The sequence below is a fragment of the Streptomyces fildesensis genome (genome assembly GCF_016107395.1).
GTDB lineage: Bacteria > Actinomycetota > Actinomycetes > Streptomycetales > Streptomycetaceae > Actinacidiphila > Actinacidiphila fildesensis.
Genome location: NZ_JAAIKO010000001.1, coordinates 651,516 through 668,979, shown reverse-complemented (window position 1 = coordinate 668,979; position 17,464 = coordinate 651,516). Strand labels below are relative to the sequence as shown.

Below are 17,464 nucleotides of genomic sequence, written 5' to 3'. Positions count from 1 at the left end.
CGCGTGTCGCTCGATCCGTGGGGCAACGGGCGGTTGCCCCAGTCCGGCCAGGTGCCTGGCATGCTGGCGGCCGACGCCGACCGTGAGCGCACGGTGGACGTGCTGAAGGCCGCGTTCGCGGAGGGGCGGCTGCAGCAGCAGGAGTACGAGCACCGGATGTCCACCGCCTACCAGGCGCGTACCTACGGTGAGTTGCAGCTGCTGGTGCGCGACCTCCCGCAGGGGCCGTCGCCGATGTCCGCACAGATGTCCCCGCCGATGGGCTATGTGCCGCGGACCTTCCTGCCGGCCCCGCCGCGTACGAACACCTCCGCCATCGCCTCGTTCGTCTGCGGTCTGGCGGGCACCTTCACCCTCGTGACGGCGATCCCGGCGGTGATCCTCGGGCACAAGGCCCGCAAGGAGATCCGCAACAGCGGCGAGGCGGGGGACGGGTTCGCGGTCGCCGGCCTGGTGCTGGGCTGGATCGTGTCCGGCTTCCTGGGTCTGATCATGCTCTTCGTGATGATCGGAATGGTCTCCGGTTCCGGCTGAGAGTTCGCGCCGGAAGGGCGGCGTGTCCTGCGCTGATGCATTTGTTTTGACCGGAGCCGATGCGATAGGTACGATCTGACCTTGTGCCTGGGGTGTGCCCGGGTCCTTGCGCGTGCCCCCAGCCTCTGGCCGGGAGGTCACCGATATCGCACGGGGACACCGAGGCCGCGACACCCGACATACGTACGTTCTCTGCTCCACGGGGACGTGCGGGGTCCGCGACACACCCGACCGCGTGGGTCGGTGCCCCAGGTTAGTTTTATCGAGATCGGCACACAGAAACCGGAGAAACGGTGCCTACGATCCAGCAGCTGGTCCGGAACGGCCGGCAGGACAAGGTCAAGAAGAATATGACACCCGCGCTGAAGGGTTCCCCTCAGCGCCGCGGTGTTTGCACGCGTGTGTACACGACCACCCCGAAGAAGCCGAACTCGGCGCTTCGCAAGGTGGCCCGTGTGCGTCTGACCAGTGGGATTGAGGTCACCGCCTACATTCCGGGCGAGGGCCACAACCTCCAGGAGCACTCCATCGTGCTCGTGCGTGGCGGTCGTGTGAAGGACCTGCCGGGTGTTCGCTACAAGATCATCCGCGGCTCCCTGGACACCCAGGGCGTCAAGAACCGCAAGCAGGCCCGCAGCCGCTACGGCGCCAAGAAGGAGAAGTAAGCATGCCTCGTAAGGGTCCTGCCCCGAAGCGCCCGGTCATCATCGACCCGGTCTACGGATCTCCTCTGGTGACCTCGCTGGTCAACAAGATCCTCCTGCACGGCAAGCGTTCCACCGCCGAGCGGATCGTTTACGGCGCCCTCGAGGGCCTCAAGGAGAAGACCGGTACCGACCCGGTCATCACCCTGAAGCGCGCTCTTGAGAACATCAAGCCGACTCTGGAGGTCAAGTCCCGCCGCGTCGGCGGTGCGACCTACCAGGTGCCGGTCGAGGTTCGCCCCGCCCGTGCTTCCACGCTCGCGCTGCGCTGGCTCGTGGGTTACTCCCGCGCCCGCCGCGAGAAGACCATGACCGAGCGCCTGATGAACGAACTGCTGGACGCCAGCAACGGTCTCGGTGCCTCGGTCAAGCGTCGCGAGGACACCCACAAGATGGCCGAGTCGAACAAGGCCTTCGCGCACTACCGCTGGTAGTCACCACCCACATCGAGACCGAGAGAAGACTGAGCCTAATGGCCACCACTTCGCTTGACCTGGCCAAGGTCCGCAACATTGGGATCATGGCCCACATCGACGCGGGCAAGACGACGACCACCGAGCGGATCCTGTTCTACACCGGCGTCTCGTACAAGATCGGTGAAGTCCACGATGGCGCAGCCACCATGGACTGGATGGAGCAGGAGCAGGAGCGCGGCATCACGATCACGTCGGCCGCGACGACCTGCCACTGGCCGCTGAACGATGTCGATCACACGATCAACATCATCGACACCCCGGGGCACGTCGACTTCACGGTCGAGGTGGAGCGTTCGCTCCGCGTCCTCGACGGTGCCGTCACGGTGTTCGACGGTGTCGCCGGTGTTGAGCCGCAGTCCGAGACCGTTTGGCGTCAGGCGGACCGCTACGGCGTTCCGCGCATCTGCTTCGTCAACAAGCTCGACCGGACCGGTGCCGAGTTCCACCGCTGCGTCGACATGATCGTGGACCGCCTCGGTGCGGTTCCGCTGGTCATGCAGATCCCCATCGGCACTGAGATGGACTTCAAGGGCGTCGTCGACCTCGTCGCCATGAAGGCGATGGTGTGGTCCGCCGAGGCCACCAAGGGCGAGATGTACGACACTGTCGACATCCCGAGCACGCACGTCGAAGCCGCCCAGGAATGGCGCGGCAAGCTCCTCGAGACCATCGCGGAGCACGACGACGAGATGATGGAGCTGTTCCTCGAGGGCCAGGAGCCCAGCGAAGAGCAGCTGATGGCCGCGATCCGTCGCGCCACCATCGCCTCGACCGACTCGGAGCACCAGGGCAAGCCGACCTTCACGCCGGTGTTCTGTGGCAGCGCGTTCAAGAACAAGGGCGTACAGCCCCTGCTCGACGCCGTGGTCCGTTACCTGCCCTCCCCCCTGGACATCGAGGCCATCGAAGGCCACGACGTCAAGGACTCGTCGGTAGCCGTGAAGCGCCAGCCGTCCGAGGACGAGCCGTTCTCCGGTCTTGCTTTCAAGATCATGAGCGACCCGCACCTCGGCAAGCTCACCTTCGTCCGGGTTTACTCGGGCCGCCTCGAGACCGGCACCTTTGTGCTGAACTCGGTGAAGGGCAAGAAGGAGCGCATCGGCAAGATCTACCGTATGCACGCGAACAAGCGTGAGGAGATCCCGACGGCGGGCGCCGGCGACATCATCGCCGTCATGGGCCTGAAGCAGACCACCACCGGTGAGACGCTGTGCGACGAGAAGCAGCCGGTCATCCTGGAGTCCATGGACTTCCCGGCCCCGGTCATTCAGGTCGCCATCGAGCCCAAGTCCAAGGGTGACCAGGAGCGTCTGGGTATCGCGATTCAGCGTCTCGCTGAGGAAGACCCCTCGTTCCAGGTTCACTCCGACGAGGAGACCGGCCAGACCATCATCGGTGGTATGGGCGAGCTCCACCTCGAGGTGCTGGTCGACCGCATGAGGCGCGAGTTCCGCGTCGAGGCGAACGTCGGCAAGCCCCAGGTCGCATACCGCGAGACGATCCGCAAGACTGTCGACCGGATCGACTACACGCACAAGAAGCAGACTGGTGGTACCGGCCAGTTCGCGAAGGTACAGATCTCGATGGAGCCCATCGAGGGCGGCGACGCCTCGTACGAATTCGTGAACAAGGTCACCGGTGGCCGCATCCCCCGTGAGTACATCCCCTCGGTGGACGCCGGCGCCCAGGAAGCCATGAAGTTCGGCATCCTGGCCGGTTACGAGATGGTGGGTGTTCGCATCACCCTTCTCGACGGTGGCTACCACGAGGTCGACTCCTCCGAGCTCGCCTTCAAGATCGCCGGTTCGCAGGCGTTCAAGGAGGGTGCTCGCAGGGCGAGCCCCGTACTGCTCGAGCCGATGATGGCCGTTGAGGTCACCACGCCCGAGGACTACATGGGCGACGTCATCGGCGACCTGAACTCCCGCCGTGGCCAGATCCAGGCCATGGAGGAGCGCAGCGGCGCCCGTGTCATCAAGGGTCTCGTGCCCTTGTCGGAGATGTTCGGCTACGTCGGAGACCTCCGCAGCAAGACCTCGGGTCGCGCAAGCTACTCGATGCAGTTCGACTCCTACGCCGAGGTTCCGCGGAACGTCGCTGAGGAGATCATCGCGAAGGCCAAGGGCGAGTAGCGCTCAATTTTCGCAGTGTTGCTCAACCCTTAGGCTTGATAGCAGGCATCGGGGCATTCGTCGCAATCCACCGGGGCTTCGGCCCTGAGAAGCGTGGCGGATTCCCCGGCAGCCCGCATTCCAGCAAAGATCACCTGGCGCCGATGAAGCAAGGCGTACAGAACAACTCCCCAGGAGGACCCCAGTGGCGAAGGCGAAGTTCGAGCGGACTAAGCCGCACGTCAACATCGGCACCATCGGTCACATCGACCACGGTAAGACGACGCTGACCGCGGCGATTACCAAGGTGCTGCATGACGCGTACCCGGACCTGAACGAGGCCTCGGCCTTCGACCAGATCGACAAGGCTCCTGAGGAGCGCCAGCGCGGTATCACGATCTCGATCGCGCACGTCGAGTACCAGACGGAGTCGCGTCACTACGCGCACGTCGACTGCCCCGGTCACGCGGACTACATCAAGAACATGATCACGGGTGCGGCGCAGATGGACGGCGCCATCCTCGTTGTCGCCGCGACCGACGGCCCGATGCCGCAGACCAAGGAGCACGTGCTCCTGGCCCGCCAGGTCGGCGTTCCGTACATCGTCGTGGCCCTGAACAAGGCCGACATGGTGGACGACGAGGAGATCCTGGAGCTCGTCGAGCTCGAGGTCCGTGAGCTCCTCTCCGAGTACGAGTACGCGGGCGACGACCTTCCGGTCGTGCGCGTGTCGGCGCTCAAGGCTCTTGAGGGCGACAAGGAGTGGGGCGCGAAGCTCCTCGAGCTCATGGCGGCCGTCGACGAGGCGATCCCGACTCCGGCTCGTGACGTCGAGAAGCCGTTCCTGATGCCGATCGAGGACGTCTTCACGATCACCGGTCGTGGCACCGTCGTCACCGGTCGTATCGAGCGTGGTGTCCTCAAGGTCAACGAGACTGTCGACATCATCGGCATCAAGGAGACCAAGACCACCACCACGGTCACCGGTATCGAGATGTTCCGCAAGCTGCTCGACGAGGGCCAGGCGGGCGAGAACGTCGGTCTGCTCCTCCGTGGCATCAAGCGCGAGGACGTCGAGCGCGGCCAGGTCATCATCAAGCCGGGTTCGGTCACGCCGCACACCGAGTTTGAGGCCCAGGCCTACATCCTGTCGAAGGACGAGGGTGGCCGTCACACCCCCTTCTTCAACAACTACCGTCCGCAGTTCTACTTCCGGACGACCGACGTGACCGGCGTTGTGACCCTCCCCGAGGGCACCGAGATGGTCATGCCGGGCGACAACACCGCCATGACGGTCGCGCTGATCCAGCCGATCGCCATGGAAGAGGGCCTGAAGTTCGCCATCCGCGAGGGTGGCCGTACCGTGGGCGCCGGCCAGGTCGTCAAGATCACCAAGTGATCTGACGCTTAGGGCCTGTCCGGCCGGTCTGGGTCGGATAGGCCGCGGCGTCTGGTGCGTGCGATCGCAAGGCGCCGGAGCGTCCTGATAGCGGAGCTATCCGGTCGTTTCGGCAACGCAGCGAGCGTGCGTGCCAGGCGTCGCGGGCCCGGCCTGGGCTGGCCGGACAGGTCCTGGCGAGCATCACACCAAGGGCCCTGTCCCACCGTTCGCGGTGGGGCAGGGCCCTTGGCCTTTTTCCAGAACGTATCTGCGGGGAGGTCCCCCGGGCGGTTACGCCGTGGACTGCGTCTCGGCCCGCCACACCCACGGGGTCGCGGCGAAGTCCAGGCCGACCACGTACGCCCGGCCGTCGGCGCCGTGCAGCAGCGTGGGGGTGCCGACCGGGAGCGCGAAGGGCGGCCGCTTGAGCGGCCGGCCGGGCTGCGTGGTGTCCACGAGCTTGACGGTGCCGTCGAGCTCCTTGCCGAGCAGCAGCAGGCCGCGGTGCCCGCTGCGGGCCGGCGCGGCGCCGACCGCGACATCGGCGTAGCCGCCGTACCCGCTCAGTTGCGCGGGCGTCAGCACGCCGTCCCGTGACGCCGTGCCGTCGACCGTGCGCAGTACCAGCTCGCCGGTCACCGGCCGCCGGTAGGCGACCGTGAGGGAGCCGTCGGGGGCGAGCGCCGCGGACGGGGGCTCACCGGGCTGCGGCATGCCCTTCAGCGCCTGGAAGGCCATCGGCTGCCCGGGCGCGGGCTGCGTCCAGTGGTGGACGGTCTCGCGGCCGGCGGCGAAGACATGGATCCGCGCCTGGCCGTCGAGCACCACCGCCAGGCCGTCCTGCACCTCGTCGCCGCCGAGGTCACGCCAGTCGCCCCACTTCCCGCCGGGCTCCCTGACCTTGGTCCAGACACCCTTGGCGGCGCTGCGGACGAAGAGGTGGACCCGCCCGTCGGGGGTGGAGATCGCGACCGGGCAGCCGATCCGGCGGCCGTTGTCCTCGGTGCGCTCGGGGTTGCCCATACCGGTCCAGGCCCGGAACGCGCCGTCGGGGGAGCTCTGTTCCAGCAGGACGATCTCGCGTGAGTTGTGCCCGCCCTGGCCCTGCAGGGAGGAGAACCGCAGGGCGAACAGCAGCCGGCGGCCCGTGGTGTCCTTCACGGCGGCCAGCGCGGGGGCCAGCGGCCCGCCGCCGAGGTCCTGGGGATCGCTCCACTGGCCGCTGCCGGGGGCGCTCTCCTGCCAGCGCACGGCCCGGGTGCCGAGGACGCTGAACGCCTCCAGCCGGCCGTCGGCGCCGGTGAACGTCGCGGGCCGGGCGCCGGGGTAGCGGTAGTGGGTGGAACGGACCCAGCCCTTGGGGTTGGTCAGCGGGGTGTTCTGGCCGACTCCGTAGTCCCCGCAGCCGGCGGCGTTGCCGCAGTCCCACTCCGGATCTCCGCCGTACGGCAGGAGGTACTCGTTCTTCTCCCGGACCACGGACTGCGGGAGATTGCGGGGCCAGCGCTGGTTGTAGTAGCCGCGGTAGGAGGTGGTCACGAACCGCGGCACGTCACCGTCCGCCTTCGCGCTGTCGGCCACCCACTGGGCGAGGGCCTTCCAGGCGAAGAGCGCGGCGGGCGTGTGGTCGCGGTGGTCGGAGTAGCCGTTCTGGTCGCTGTTCTGGTGGTGGGCCGCGTCGTGCACCTGGATGTCGGGATCGGGGTCCAGGGTCTGCACGAGGGTCGGCTGGTAGCGCTCCAGCAGCGCGGCCAGCGAGTCCACCAGGGTCCGGTGGCTCACCTTGGTGGACCTTCCGACGGGGGAACCGGTGGCCACCACGGTGTCCAGGGTGATGCCGGGGACCGCCCACAGATGGGGGAGTCCCATCAGGTTCGGGTTCCCCTCGCCCATCGACAGGTTCACGAAGACCAGATCGGCCCGGCGCTCACCGTTCGCCAGCTGGTCGAGCTCGACGGTGAGGCCGCCGGTGAGCCGCAGCGCGGAATGGCGCCACGGGGTGAACTTGTCGAGGCCGAGCATGGTCGCGTACGCCTGGCGCAGCCCCTGGTGCCGGGCGGAGGAGTACGCCTGCCGGTTGGCCTTGGGCGTGGGGGTGCGCGGCGCGTGGTTCACGCCCACGGACTCGCCCGCCGTCACGTAGACCGAGACCACCGGGACGCCGCTGCGCACGGCGTGCAGGGTGTCGGGGTTCATGAAGTACAGGTCGTCGTCCGGGTGCGCGAGGACCTGGAGGAGCAGCGGCTTGGCGCCGGGCCGGTAGGCCTGGACCGCGCTCGGGTCGGAACCGGTGACCGGTTTCGCGTCGGACGGCGTGCTGGTGCAGCCGGCTGCCGCGGCCGCGGTTGCTAGGGCTGTGGCGACAAGTAGTTCCCTGCGGGACAACCTTCGCCTCGTAGAGACGCTCACAACAGATAGGAGCGTTCGGACGGCTCCGAGGTTGCGTGCGAGAACCTGCACGCCGGCTGACCTAGGGTGGTCCGTCGGGTTACCAGGGCGTTAAGGGAGCGATGCGTGTATCTGTCGGAGACCCGGGCGAGTGACAAGGCCCGGTCCGAGGGCGAACGTCCGGGCCGCCGCCGGGGACTGCGCGGTCTGGTGTCGGCGAACGTCTTCGCGCTCGGGATGACGAGCCTGATCACCGACATCTCCTCGGAGATGGTCACCGCGGTCCTTCCCGTGTACCTGGTGACCGGACTCGGTCTGAGCATGCTGCAGTTCGGCTTCCTGGACGGCGTGTACTCGGGGTCGACGGCCCTGCTGCGGATCGTCGGCGGCTACCTCGCCGACAAGTTCACCGCACGCAAGGCCGTGGCGGGCTCCGGCTACCTCATGTCGGCGGTGACGAAGCTGGGATTCCCCCTGGTGGGCGCCTCGGTGCCGGGCATCGGGATGATGATGGCCGTCGACCGGGCGGGCAAGGGGATCAGAACCGCCCCGCGGGACGCGCTGATCTCGCTGTCCACCCCGCCGGAGTCGCAGGGCCGGGCGTTCGGCGTGCACCGGGCGATGGACACCGTCGGCGCCTTCATCGGCCCGGTCATCGCCTTCGCCCTGATGTCGATGATGAGCACCTCGCTGGGCACCGCGTACGACGCCGTGTTCGTGGTGAGCTTCTGCATCGGCGCGATCGGCGTGGTGGCCCTCGCGCTGTTCGTAAGGGACCCGTTCACGCGGAAGAAGACCGCCCGGGTCGCGGTCTCGCTCCGCGCCGGGCTGGGGATGCTCGGCAACGCGGCGTTCCGGCGGGCCTGCATCGGGGCCTGCCTGCTCGGCCTGGCGACGGTCTCCGACGCGTTCATCTACCTGGCGCTGCAGAACCGCACCGACCTGGCGATCTCCTGGTTCCCGCTGCTCCCGCTGGGCACGACCGGGGTGTACCTGCTGGCGGCGGTGCCGCTGGGCGGGCTGGCCGACCGGATCGGCCGCTGGAAGATCTTCCTGGCCGGGCACGCCTGCCTGATCGGCGCCTATCTGCTGATCGGCGGCGTCCTGGACCTGCGGGGCACGGCCCTGATCCTCATCGTCCTGGCCCTGCACGGGCTGTTCTACGCGGCGACCGACGGCGTCCTGATGGCGCACGCCGGGCCGCTGATCCCCGAGGAGCTGCGCACCAGCGGGCTGTCCGTGCTGCAGACCACCCAGACCCTGGGCCGTTCCGTCTCCTCCGTGGCGTTCGGCGCCGCCTGGATGCGCTGGGGCCCGGAGAACACCATCCAAGGATTCACCGTCGCTCTGACGGCCGCCGTGCTGCTGTGCATGGTGCTGCTGCGGCCGGGTGCCGCCCACGGTCCCGAGGTGGCCGACGTATGAAGAACCGGATCATAGTTTTCGCGGTGTGCGTGGCCGTGCTGGCCTCGGTGGCCATCGGGTACACGGTGTACGCCCTGCAGCGCGACAAGGCCCGCGCCGGGGGCGGTGAGGGAGTGCGCCCGGTCGCCGGCGCCGTCGACCTCACCCCGGGCGGCAGTGCCCGGCTGATCTTCCGCGACACCGCCAAGGGCCCCGGCTTCGGCCGGCTGGCCGAGGTGCGGGTGGGCAGCCCCGGCGGCGGCCGGAAGGTCGACACGCAGGCCTGCGAGCGCAGCTACGCGGCGGCCGGCCGGCTGCTCTGCCTGGCCGGCCAGAACGGCCTGGTGGTGCACCACTACGCGGAGCTGCGCGACAGCCGGATGAAGCTGCTCAAGCGGATCCAGCTGCCCGGCCTGCCCAGCCGCGCCCGGCTCTCCGCCGACGGCCGGATGGCGGCCTGGACGGCGTTCGTCTACGGGGACTCGTACACCTCGGCCGGCTTCTCCACCCGCACCGGCATCTACGACTCGCGCACCGACACGGTGGTGCCGACCCTGGAGACGTTCGAGGTCCGGCGGAACGGCAAGGACTTCACACCGCCGGACCGGAACTTCTGGGGGGTGTCGTTCCTGAAGGACGACAACACCTTCTACGCGACGCTGGGCAGCTCCTCCAGCGGCGGAACGTTCCTGGTCCGCGGCGACTTCGCGGCCCGCACCATGACCGTGTTGCGGGAGAACGTCGAGTGCCCGTCGCTCTCCCCCGACGGCACCCGGCTGGTCTTCAAGAAGAAGATCTCCGACGACCCGTCCAAGCCGTGGCGGCTGTACGTGCTGGACCTGGCGACCCTGCGGGAGACGGCGCTCGCCGAGACCCGCAGCGTGGACGACCAGGGCGACTGGCTGGACGACCGCACCATCGCCTACTCCCTGCCGACCGGCAGCAGCGCCTTCGACGTGTGGAAGCAGCCCGCGGACGGTTCGGGCCGGCCTGAGCTGATGGTGTCGGGCGCCTACGGGCCGAGCGTGGTGCGCTGAGCGCTCCCCGCCCGCCCGGCCACAGGCCCTCAGTCTCAGTGCGCGAAGGACATCCTGCTGGGCGGTGAGACGTACCGGGCGTAGTTGTCCTGCGCCGGGTACGTACGGCCCGCCGGTCCGGCGGCGAAGACCCGCAGGATGTTCTCGGAGACCTGGCGGGCGAACTCCCCGGACGCCTCGGGCACCCGCTGCTCGCCGGCCTGGTCCCGGCAGCCGGTGTTGCCGTACACGCTGCAGGCCCAGCTCATGGTGCCGGTGGCGAAGACCCCGGCGCCCGAAGGCACCGTGTAGTAGGCGGCGTTGGCCCGGGTCTTCGCGCCGCGGCAGGTCAGCGGGGAGTCCCCGACGACCTGGATCGGGCGCGGCACCGGGACGCCGGCCATCAGCCGGTCCGACTCCACGCCGACCAGTCCGATGTACTTGCTGCCGGCCCTGGCGCCGGTGCCGCGGAACATCCACGCGTCCGGGTCGGTGACGACGAACGGCGCGTAGACCGGGTTGCACTCGTACAGCACGCCGGTCAGGACGCTCTCCGGGCGCGGGTCGGGCGGCAGCCGCCACTGCTGGGTGGCCTGGCTGGGGTCCTTGAGGATCATCGGGTCCTCGGCGGGGTCCTTGTAGACCACCACCACGCGGTCCTTGCCCAGCGAGCTGGGCTCCAGCCGTATGTGCCGGTAGGCGGCGTTGGAGGAGAAGAAGGCGATGTTCACGCCGGCGTCGCGGATCGTGAGGGTGTTGTCGCGCATGCCCGCCGACCAGTACTCGTCGTGCCCGGGGAAGATCACCGCACGGGCGCCGCGGAACAGCTCCGCCGAGTTGTCGAGGTCGGTGTCGGTCTCGTAGGCGAGCGGTATGCGCATCCGCTCCGCGATGCTGAGCATCGGCAGCTCGTACCAGTTGAAGGGCGAGCCCTTGCCGTCGTACGGCCGGTCGAAGCCGGCCTTGCGCGAGCGCTTGTCGTAGCCGGGTCCCGTGGTGCCGCGGGAGTCGCCGTAGACATTGGTGCCGCCGCCCCACTTGTTGTACGCGGCCCAGGTGGTGACCGCGTTCACGAACACGGTGCGGCCGACGGTGGAGGTGGAGCGGATCGTCAGCGTCACCCAGCGGTCGTGGCCCTGGCTGGAGACGAGCTTCAGCAGATAGCTGCCCTGCGGCCAGTTCCTGGTGCTCACCGTCAGGGACGGCTTCCAGGGCGCGCTGATCAGGTATATGCCGGGCACCGTCTTCGGGCCCGCCTGCCGCTCACCGGGCCGGGATGCCGACGACCAGACCTTGCGGCCCTGCTTCCCCTGGTACCAGCCCATCCGGTACGCCTCGACGCGGAAGCTCCTGGCGGTGGTGGAGACGAACAGCCGAAACGATTCTCCTGAGGTGACGCTCACGTGGTCGGCGAAGCCCTCGATCGCGTCGGACGGCCCCGGGTCGCGCAGCCGCCAGGCGGTGCTGCCGGGCCGCCGGTTCTCCTCCGTCACCGACCAGTTGTCCATGTCGAGCGGCGGGGCGGCCTGGGGAGTCCTGGCGGGCGGGGTCAGCGCTCCGGTGCCGGGGGTGCCGCACGCGCCGGCGAACAGCGCGAGGACGACCGTGAGCAGTACCAGACGGGGCAGCCTCTTCAACGAACACTCTTTCTCGTCCGACGTGTCCCCGCCATGTCAGGGAACTCCGCAGATGAGGACCGTCCGGGGGAGCCTTTGGTTGCTCCGCCTGCCCAGGTGGTAGTGTCACCGGCTCGATTGGCGTGGAGTGTGCCCCATATGGCACACTAGCCAAGTTGCTCGGTCGAGCGCCGATGCTGCGCGCCTCCCGTCGGGAGGACCGGAAGCGAGTCCCACAGTACTCGTCGTCATGATCCGCCTCTTGGTGGCATGACGGACGTACGGGAATCTTCCGGGAAGCGTTAGTGCGGTTCCGGCCAGGCACCCGGTGGGAGTCTTCACCACATCCTGCGGTCAGAGCGCCGCGCTTCCTTCTCCGAGGGATTTCCGCTTGCGGAAATTTATGAGAAGGGGTGCGACACGCCCGACCGCGTGGGTCGGCGGAGAGTCACTACCGACCGGGTTCCAGAGCGTTACGAGACAAAGGACTACGGAGTAGCCATGGCGGGACAGAAGATCCGCATCCGGCTCAAGGCGTACGACCACGAGGTCATCGACTCCTCGGCGAAGAAGATCGTCGAGACGGTGACGCGTACTGGTGCGCACGTCGCAGGCCCGGTGCCGCTGCCCACTGAGAAGAACGTGTACTGCGTCATCAAGTCGCCGCACAAGTACAAGGATGCGCGCGAGCACTTCGAGATGCGCACCCACAAGCGGCTCATCGACATTCTCGACCCCACGCCGAAGACGGTTGACTCGCTGATGCGTCTCGACCTCCCGGCTGGCGTCGACATCGAGATCAAGCTCTGAGGTGACGCGCGAGATGGCTAAGAGCATTAAGGGCGTCCTGGGCGAGAAGCTCGGCATGACGCAGGTCTGGGACGAGAACAACCGCATTGTGCCGGTGACCGTCATCAAGGCCGGCCCGTGTGTCGTGACCCAGGTCCGCACCAACGACGTCGACGGCTACGAGTCGGTTCAGATCGCCTTCGGCGAGATTGACCCGCGCAAGGTGAACAAGCCCCTCAAGGGTCACTTCGCCAAGGCCGACGTAACCCCGCGCCGCCACCTGGTGGAGCTTCGTACGCCTGACGCCGGCGAGTACACGCTGGGCCAGGAGATCACCGCTGCGACCTTCGAGTCCGGTGTCAAGGTCGATGTGACCGGCACCAGCAAGGGCAAGGGTTTCGCCGGTGTCATGAAGCGTCACAACTTCAAGGGTCTCGGCGCTGGTCACGGCGTTCAGCGCAAGCACCGTTCCCCCGGCTCCATCGGTGGCTGTGCCACCCCGGGTCGTGTCTTCAAGGGCATGAAGATGGCCGGCCGGATGGGTGGAGAGCGTGTGACCACACAGAATCTGACCGTCCACGCCGTTGACGCGGAGAAGGGCCTGCTCCTCATCAAGGGAGCGGTACCTGGTCCGAACGGCGGCCTCATCCTGGTCCGTACCGCGGCCAAGGGGGCTTGAGGATATGAGCACCATTGACATCCTGTCGCCCGCGGGCGACAAGACCGGGAGCCTTGAGCTTCCCGCCGAGATCTTCGACGCCAAGGTCAGCATTCCGCTGATCCACCAGGTCGTCGTGGCGCAGCTCGCTGCCGCCCGTCAGGGCACGCACAGCACCAAGCGTCGCGGCGAGGTCCGCGGTGGTGGGCGCAAGCCTTACCGCCAGAAGGGCACCGGCCGCGCCCGCCAGGGTTCGACCCGCGCTCCGCAGTTCGCGGGCGGTGGCGTCGTCCACGGTCCGAAGCCGCGTGACTACTCCCAGCGGACGCCGAAGAAGATGATCCGGGCCGCCCTCCTCGGCGCCCTGACCGACCGGGCGCGTCACTCCCGCATTCACGTCGTTTCCGGCGTGATCGAGGGCACGACGCCTTCCACGAAGTCCGCCAAGACGCTGTTCGGCAAGATCTCGGAGCGTAAGAACGTGCTCCTGGTCGTCGAGCGCGCTGACGAGGCCGCGTGGCTGTCCGCCCGCAACCTGCCCCAGGTCCACATCCTGGAAGCCGGTCAGCTGAACACCTACGACGTGCTCGTCTCCGACGAAGTGGTCTTCACGAAGGATGCCTTCGAGCGTTTCGTGGCGGGTCCCGCCGCGTCCGCCAAGGCCGTTGCCTCCGAGGATGAGCTCGAAGGGAACGACGCCTGATGAGTGAGACCAAAACCGCCGCGGTCGTCACCAGCAAGACCTTCACGGACCCCCGTGACATCCTGGTCAAGCCGGTGGTTTCCGAGAAGAGCTACGCGCTCCTGGACGAGAACAAGTACACGTTCATCGTCGCGCCGGGCAGCAATAAGACCCAGATCAAGCAGGCCGTCGAGGCGGTCTTCTCGGTCAAGGTCACCGGGGTCAACACGATCAACCGGCAGGGTAAGCGCAAGCGCACCAAGACCGGTTTCGGCAAGCGCAAGGACACCAAGCGCGCCATCGTGACCCTCGCTGAGGGCGACCGAATCGACATCTTCGGCGGCCCGGTCTCCTAACGGAGTCCGTGTCGTCCGATATCGGACGAGGACTGAGAAATGGGTATCCGCAAGTACAAGCCGACGACGCCGGGCCGTCGTGGCTCCAGCGTCGCCGACTTCGTCGAGATCACGCGGTCCACGCCGGAGAAGTCGCTGGTCCGCCCCCTGCACAGCAAGGGCGGGCGTAACAGCTCGGGTCGCATCACTGTTCGCCACCAGGGTGGCGGTCACAAGCGTGCTTACCGAGTCATCGACTTCCGTCGTCATGACAAGGACGGCGTTCCGGCGAAGGTCGCTCACATCGAGTACGACCCGAACCGCACCGCACGCATCGCGCTGCTGCACTACGCAGACGGCGAGAAGCGCTACATCATTGCCCCGGCCAAGTTGAGCCAGGGCGACCGGGTTGAGAACGGCCCCACGGCCGACATCAAGCCGGGCAACAACCTCCCGCTGCGCAACATCCCGGTGGGTACGACCATCCACGCTATCGAGCTGCGTCCCGGCGGCGGTGCGAAGATCTCCCGTTCCGCGGGTGCTTCGGTCCAGCTGCTGGCGAAGGAGGGCTCCATGGCCACCCTTCGTATGCCGTCCGGTGAGGTCCGCCTGGTCGACGTCCGCTGCCGCGCCACTGTTGGCGAGGTCGGCAACGCCGAGCAGTCGAACATCAACTGGGGCAAGGCCGGCCGTATGCGCTGGAAGGGCGTCCGCCCGACCGTCCGCGGTGTCGCGATGAACCCTGTCGACCACCCGCACGGTGGTGGTGAGGGTAAGACCTCCGGTGGTCGCCACCCGGTCTCCCCGTGGGGTCAGAAGGAGGGTCGTACTCGCTCGCCGAAGAAGGCAAGCAGCAAGTACATCGTCCGCCGCCGCAAGACGAACAAGAAGCGCTAGGAGCAGGTTTAGATGCCGCGCAGTCTCAAGAAGGGGCCCTTCGTCGACGACCACCTCATCAAGAAGGTGGACGTACAGAACGAGGCAGGCACCCACAACGTCATCAAGACCTGGTCCCGCCGCTCCATGATCATTCCGGCGATGCTGGGCCACACGATCGCGGTGCACAACGGCAAGATCCACGTCCCGGTGTTCGTCACCGAGTCCATGGTCGGCCACAAGCTCGGCGAATTCTCGCCGACCCGCACGTTCCGCGGCCACGTCAAGGACGACCGCAAGACGAAGCGTCGCTGATCGGCGGAGTGCGAAGACTATGACTGACACCGAAGGGACAACCATGGAAGCCAGGGCCCAGGCGCGGTACATCCGCGTCACGCCCATGAAGGCCCGCCGCGTGGTGGACCTCATCCGTGGCATGAATGCCACGGAGGCTCAGGCGGTCCTGCGTTTCGCCCCGCAGGCCGCGAGCGTGCCGGTGGGCAAGGTGCTTGACAGCGCCATTGCCAACGCCGCGCACAACTACGACCACTCCGATGCCGAGTCTCTCGTCATCACTGAGGCGTATGTCGACGAAGGTCCGACCCTGAAGCGGTTCCGTCCGCGTGCCCAGGGCCGTGCCTACCGGATCCGCAAGCGGACCAGCCACATCACCGTGGTCGTCAGCAGCAAGGAAGGGACCCGGTAATGGGCCAGAAGGTTAACCCGTACGGGTTCCGGCTCGGAATTACCACGGACTTCAAGTCTCGTTGGTACGCCGACAAGCTGTACAAGGACTACGTCAAGGAAGACGTCGCCATCCGCAAGATGATGACGCAGGGCATGGAGCGCGCCGGCATCTCGAAGGTTGAGATCGAGCGCACCCGTGACCGCGTGCGTGTGGACATCCACACCGCGCGTCCCGGCATCGTCATCGGCCGTCGTGGTGCCGAGGCCGACCGCATCCGCGGCGACCTGGAGAAGCTGACCGGCAAGCAGGTGCAGCTGAACATCCTCGAGGTCAAGAACCCCGAGATGGACGCTCAGCTGGTGGCCCAGGCCGTCGCCGAGCAGCTCTCCTCGCGTGTCTCCTTCCGTCGTGCCATGCGTAAGAGCATGCAGGGCACCATGAAGGCCGGCGCCAAGGGCATCAAGATCCAGTGCGGTGGCCGTCTCGGCGGCGCCGAGATGTCCCGCTCTGAGTTCTACCGCGAAGGCCGTGTGCCGCTGCACACCCTGCGCGCCAACGTGGACTACGGCTTCTTCGAGGCCAAGACCACCTTCGGCCGCATCGGTGTGAAGGTGTGGATCTACAAGGGCAACGTCAAGAACATCGCAGAGGTTCGCGCCGACAACGCCGCGGCCCGTGCGGGCAACCGCCCGTCGCGTGGTCCCGGCGCCGGTGGAACCGACCGTCCGCAGCGCCGCGGTGGCGAGCGCGGCGGCCGCGGCCGTAAGCCCCAGACGGACGGCGGTTCGGCTCCCAAGGCCGAGGCCCCCGCCGCTGTCGAGGCTCCGGCTGCGGACACTCCCGGAACGGAGGCCTGACCCAATGCTGATCCCCCGCAGGGTCAAGCACCGCAAGCAGCACCACCCGAAGCGCTCGGGCATGGCCAAGGGCGGCACCGAACTCGCGTTCGGTGAGTACGGCCTGCAGGCCGTCACCCCGGCCTATGTGACGAACCGGCAGATCGAGTCCGCTCGTATCTCCATCACCCGTCACATCAAGCGCGGCGGCAAGGTCTGGATCAACATCTACCCGGACCGTCCGCTGACCAAGAAGCCTGCTGAGACCCGCATGGGTTCCGGTAAGGGTTCGCCGGAGTGGTGGATCGCGAACGTCAAGCCCGGTCGGGTGATGTTCGAGCTGTCCTTCCCGAACGAGAAGGTTGCCAAGGAGGCGCTCACCCGCGCCGCCCACAAGCTTCCGATGAAGTGCCGCATTGTGCGGCGCGAGGCAGGTGAATCGTGATGGCGGCCGGCACCACTAAGGCCACCGAGCTGCGCACGCTGGGCGACGAGGAACTCCTCGCCAAGCTGAGCGAAGCCAAGGAGGAGCTGTTCAACCTCCGCTTCCAAGCGGCCACGGGACAGCTCGAGAACAACAACCGGCTCAAGGTCGTCCGCAAGGACATCGCCCGGATCTACACCTTGATGCGCGAGCGCGAGCTGGGCATCGAGACGGTGGAGAGCGCCTGATGAGCGAGAAGAATGTGACTGAGACCTCCGAGCAGCGCGGCTTCCGCAAGACCCGTGAGGGCCTTGTGGTCAGCGACAAGATGGACAAGACCGTAGTGGTCGCCGTCGAGGACCGTGTGAAGCACGCCCTGTACGGCAAGGTCATCCGGCGCACCAACAAGCTCAAGGCGCACGACGAGCAGAACGCTGCCGGCATCGGCGACCGTGTCCTCCTCATGGAGACCCGGCCGACCTCTGCCACCAAGCGCTGGCGCGTCGTGGAGATCCTCGAGAAGGCCAAGTAATCCCTGAGGGCTTT

Annotated in this window: 20 protein-coding genes; 18 read left to right on the top strand and 2 right to left on the bottom strand. The window is 67.5% G+C overall.

The features are described 5' to 3' along the window. Positions 1-3: 3 nt before the first annotated feature. From C6N31_RS02995 to tuf, 5 genes are all read left to right on the top strand, one after another. Positions 4-534, top strand: a complete 531-nt coding sequence (locus C6N31_RS02995; RefSeq protein WP_381585462.1) for a DUF1707 and DUF4190 domain-containing protein — start codon at positions 4-6, stop codon at positions 532-534. A 293-nt stretch (positions 535-827) separates the two neighbouring features. Beyond that, positions 828-1,199 (top strand): 30S ribosomal protein S12, encoded by a 372-nt coding sequence (gene rpsL, locus C6N31_RS02990; RefSeq protein ID WP_138352888.1) that lies wholly within the window; start codon positions 828-830, stop codon positions 1,197-1,199. Positions 1,200-1,201: 2 nt separating this feature from the next. Next, on the top strand, positions 1,202-1,672 hold the full coding sequence (gene rpsG, locus C6N31_RS02985) for a 30S ribosomal protein S7 (RefSeq protein ID WP_138352889.1): 471 nt from the start codon (positions 1,202-1,204) through the stop codon (positions 1,670-1,672). A gap of 38 nt (positions 1,673-1,710) precedes the next feature. Further along, entirely contained in the window at positions 1,711-3,846 is a 2,136-nt protein-coding gene (gene fusA, locus C6N31_RS02980) for an elongation factor G (RefSeq protein WP_138352890.1), read from the top strand. A 184-nt stretch (positions 3,847-4,030) separates the two neighbouring features. Further along, positions 4,031-5,224 carry an elongation factor Tu gene (tuf, locus tag C6N31_RS02975; RefSeq protein WP_138352891.1) on the top strand — a complete coding sequence of 398 codons (1,194 nt, stop codon included), beginning with the start codon at positions 4,031-4,033 and terminating at the stop codon, positions 5,222-5,224. 273 nt (positions 5,225-5,497) lie between these two features. Here tuf and C6N31_RS02970 read toward each other — a convergent pair whose 3' ends face one another. Further along, positions 5,498-7,591, bottom strand: coding sequence for a PIG-L family deacetylase (locus C6N31_RS02970; protein ID WP_138352892.1), 2,094 nt, complete (start codon positions 7,589-7,591; stop codon positions 5,498-5,500). Positions 7,592-7,720: 129 nt separating this feature from the next. On the opposite strand from C6N31_RS02970, the gene C6N31_RS02965 reads away from it, so the two are divergent. Both C6N31_RS02965 and C6N31_RS02960 read left to right on the top strand, forming a co-directional pair. After that, positions 7,721-9,019 (top strand): MFS transporter, encoded by a 1,299-nt coding sequence (locus C6N31_RS02965; RefSeq protein WP_198357082.1) that lies wholly within the window; start codon positions 7,721-7,723, stop codon positions 9,017-9,019. Continuing rightward, the gene (locus C6N31_RS02960; RefSeq protein WP_138352893.1) at positions 9,016-10,035 is read left to right on the top strand and encodes a PD40 domain-containing protein; all 1,020 of its coding nucleotides are present in this window, start codon (positions 9,016-9,018) and stop codon (positions 10,033-10,035) included. Before C6N31_RS02965 ends, C6N31_RS02960 begins: the two co-directional genes overlap by 4 nt. Positions 10,036-10,070: 35 nt before the next feature. On the opposite strand, the gene C6N31_RS02955 is transcribed toward C6N31_RS02960, so the two are convergent. Next, complete coding sequence (locus C6N31_RS02955) at positions 10,071-11,651, bottom strand: N,N-dimethylformamidase beta subunit family domain-containing protein (RefSeq protein WP_138352894.1); 1,581 nt, start codon at positions 11,649-11,651, stop codon at positions 10,071-10,073. A 480-nt stretch (positions 11,652-12,131) separates the two neighbouring features. Between C6N31_RS02955 and rpsJ the strand changes: the two genes are divergently transcribed. Genes rpsJ through rpsQ form a run of 11 tightly spaced genes read left to right on the top strand, consistent with a single transcriptional unit; the run spans position 12,132 to position 17,450 of the window. After that, positions 12,132-12,440 carry a 30S ribosomal protein S10 gene (gene rpsJ, locus C6N31_RS02950; RefSeq protein WP_138352895.1) on the top strand — a complete coding sequence of 103 codons (309 nt, stop codon included), beginning with the start codon at positions 12,132-12,134 and terminating at the stop codon, positions 12,438-12,440. Between the two features lie 13 nt (positions 12,441-12,453). Continuing rightward, complete coding sequence (gene rplC, locus C6N31_RS02945) at positions 12,454-13,098, top strand: 50S ribosomal protein L3 (RefSeq protein ID WP_138352896.1); 645 nt, start codon at positions 12,454-12,456, stop codon at positions 13,096-13,098. Positions 13,099-13,102: 4 nt separating this feature from the next. After that, a complete protein-coding gene (gene rplD, locus C6N31_RS02940; protein ID WP_138352897.1) occupies positions 13,103-13,780 on the top strand; it encodes a 50S ribosomal protein L4 in 678 nt (225 codons plus the stop codon). Further along, positions 13,780-14,115 carry a 50S ribosomal protein L23 gene (gene rplW / locus C6N31_RS02935; RefSeq protein ID WP_138352898.1) on the top strand — a complete coding sequence of 112 codons (336 nt, stop codon included), beginning with the start codon at positions 13,780-13,782 and terminating at the stop codon, positions 14,113-14,115. Before rplD ends, rplW begins: the two co-directional genes overlap by 1 nt. A 39-nt stretch (positions 14,116-14,154) precedes the next feature. Further along, positions 14,155-14,991 (top strand): 50S ribosomal protein L2, encoded by an 837-nt coding sequence (gene rplB / locus C6N31_RS02930; RefSeq protein WP_138352899.1) that lies wholly within the window; start codon positions 14,155-14,157, stop codon positions 14,989-14,991. A 12-nt stretch (positions 14,992-15,003) separates the two neighbouring features. Then, positions 15,004-15,285, top strand: coding sequence for a 30S ribosomal protein S19 (gene rpsS, locus C6N31_RS02925; RefSeq protein ID WP_138352900.1), 282 nt, complete (start codon positions 15,004-15,006; stop codon positions 15,283-15,285). A gap of 43 nt (positions 15,286-15,328) precedes the next feature. Continuing rightward, positions 15,329-15,676, top strand: a complete 348-nt coding sequence (gene rplV, locus C6N31_RS02920) for a 50S ribosomal protein L22 (protein ID WP_138352992.1) — start codon at positions 15,329-15,331, stop codon at positions 15,674-15,676. Then, positions 15,676-16,515, top strand: a complete 840-nt coding sequence (gene rpsC / locus C6N31_RS02915; protein ID WP_138352901.1) for a 30S ribosomal protein S3 — start codon at positions 15,676-15,678, stop codon at positions 16,513-16,515. The genes rplV and rpsC overlap by 1 nt, the downstream gene beginning before the upstream one ends. Positions 16,516-16,519: 4 nt before the next feature. Then, positions 16,520-16,939, top strand: a complete 420-nt coding sequence (gene rplP, locus C6N31_RS02910) for a 50S ribosomal protein L16 (RefSeq protein WP_138352902.1) — start codon at positions 16,520-16,522, stop codon at positions 16,937-16,939. Further along, positions 16,939-17,166: a 50S ribosomal protein L29 gene (gene rpmC / locus C6N31_RS02905; protein ID WP_138352903.1), complete on the top strand. Its 228-nt coding sequence runs from the start codon at positions 16,939-16,941 to the stop codon at positions 17,164-17,166. The genes rplP and rpmC overlap by 1 nt, the downstream gene beginning before the upstream one ends. After that, positions 17,166-17,450, top strand: a complete 285-nt coding sequence (rpsQ, locus tag C6N31_RS02900; RefSeq protein WP_138352904.1) for a 30S ribosomal protein S17 — start codon at positions 17,166-17,168, stop codon at positions 17,448-17,450. The genes rpmC and rpsQ overlap by 1 nt, the downstream gene beginning before the upstream one ends. The last annotated feature ends 14 nt before the right edge of the window (positions 17,451-17,464 follow it).

Excerpts from the sequence above, each read along its gene's own strand:
- rpsG (WP_138352889.1), top strand. The coding sequence starts at position 1,202 with ATGCCTCGTAAGGGTCCTGCCCCGAAGCGCCCGGTCATCATCGACCCG.
- fusA (WP_138352890.1), top strand. The coding sequence starts at position 1,711 with ATGGCCACCACTTCGCTTGACCTGGCCAAGGTCCGCAACATTGGGATC.
- C6N31_RS02960 (WP_138352893.1), top strand. The coding sequence starts at position 9,016 with ATGAAGAACCGGATCATAGTTTTCGCGGTGTGCGTGGCCGTGCTGGCC.
- rpsJ (WP_138352895.1), top strand. The coding sequence starts at position 12,132 with ATGGCGGGACAGAAGATCCGCATCCGGCTCAAGGCGTACGACCACGAG.
- rplC (WP_138352896.1), top strand. The coding sequence starts at position 12,454 with ATGGCTAAGAGCATTAAGGGCGTCCTGGGCGAGAAGCTCGGCATGACG.
- rplD (WP_138352897.1), top strand. The coding sequence starts at position 13,103 with ATGAGCACCATTGACATCCTGTCGCCCGCGGGCGACAAGACCGGGAGC.
- rplW (WP_138352898.1), top strand. The coding sequence starts at position 13,780 with ATGAGTGAGACCAAAACCGCCGCGGTCGTCACCAGCAAGACCTTCACG.
- rplB (WP_138352899.1), top strand. The coding sequence starts at position 14,155 with ATGGGTATCCGCAAGTACAAGCCGACGACGCCGGGCCGTCGTGGCTCC.
- rpsS (WP_138352900.1), top strand. The coding sequence starts at position 15,004 with ATGCCGCGCAGTCTCAAGAAGGGGCCCTTCGTCGACGACCACCTCATC.
- rplV (WP_138352992.1), top strand. The coding sequence starts at position 15,329 with ATGGAAGCCAGGGCCCAGGCGCGGTACATCCGCGTCACGCCCATGAAG.
- rpsC (WP_138352901.1), top strand. The coding sequence starts at position 15,676 with ATGGGCCAGAAGGTTAACCCGTACGGGTTCCGGCTCGGAATTACCACG.
- rplP (WP_138352902.1), top strand. The coding sequence starts at position 16,520 with ATGCTGATCCCCCGCAGGGTCAAGCACCGCAAGCAGCACCACCCGAAG.
- rpmC (WP_138352903.1), top strand. The coding sequence starts at position 16,939 with ATGGCGGCCGGCACCACTAAGGCCACCGAGCTGCGCACGCTGGGCGAC.
- rpsQ (WP_138352904.1), top strand. The coding sequence starts at position 17,166 with ATGAGCGAGAAGAATGTGACTGAGACCTCCGAGCAGCGCGGCTTCCGC.